The 1,055-nt window shown below is 45.8% G+C and carries 1 pseudogene; it reads right to left on the reverse strand.

Annotated features, from left to right (window positions below):
• A pseudogene (locus J678_RS23735) lies at positions 1 to 1,055 on the reverse strand (hypothetical protein); the annotation flags it as partial.

A 1,055-nucleotide genomic window follows, 5' to 3' on the forward strand; every position in this document is an offset into this window, starting at 1 on the left:
ATTTGAAACGAGAGTGTTGACAATACCAGTCGCATGATCAGTTGCACCTTGGATATTGCCGCCCACTAAATCAGATACAACTTCAAGCGCACCATTTACAGTATCGCGAGAAGTTTCAAAAGTTAATGTACCGAGGTGAGCAATATCAGTAACAGGGTGTTCAGTTTGAGGAAGTACGCCAACTACAGTGTCCGCAACAGTATTAATGCCTGTATTAATAATGCTAGTTTTTAAACTTTCCACACCTTGAAGAACATCAATACCACTTTGAACGGCATCAACAACTGGGGAAATAGGAGATGTACCACCACCAATAATCCCGCCCGTTACACCACCGATGATGTCAGTCACAGTACCAAGCGGGTTGCCGCCAGTAGCGCCACCAGTTAAACCACCGATAATGTCAGTCACAGTACCAAGAGGATTACCGCCAGTAACACCGCCCGTCACACCACCGATAATGTCAGTCACAGTGCCAAGAGGGTTACCACCAGTAACACCACCAGTTAAACCACCGATAATGTCAGTCACAGTGCCAAGAGGGTTACCACCAGTAACACCACCAGTTAAACCACCGATGATATCAGTCACAGTACCAAGCGGGTTACCGCCAGTAGCGCCACCAGTTAAACCACCGATGATATCAGTCACAGTACCAAGCGGGTTACCGCCAGTGGTACCACCAGTAACACCACCAATAGCACCAGTTACGCCACCAAGAATGTCGGTTAAAATGCCAGTCGCAGTTGTGCCATTTGAAACGAGAGTGTTGACAATACCAGTCGCATGATCAGTTGCACCTTGGATATTGCCGCCCACTAAATCAGATACAACTTCAAGCGCACCATTTACAGTATCGCGAGAAGTTTCAAAAGTTAATGTACCGAGGTGAGCAATATCAGTAACAGGGTGTTCAGTTTGAGGAAGTACGCCAACTACAGTGTCCGCAACAGTATTAATGCCTGTATTAATAATGCTAGTTTTTAAACTTTCCACACCTTGAAGAACATCAATACCACTTTGAACGGCATCAACAACTGGGGAAATAGGAGATG

Origin of the sequence: Acinetobacter sp. 1424608 (assembly GCF_000588255.1) — a bacterium.
In the GTDB taxonomy this organism is placed as follows: domain Bacteria; phylum Pseudomonadota; class Gammaproteobacteria; order Pseudomonadales; family Moraxellaceae; genus Acinetobacter; species Acinetobacter nosocomialis.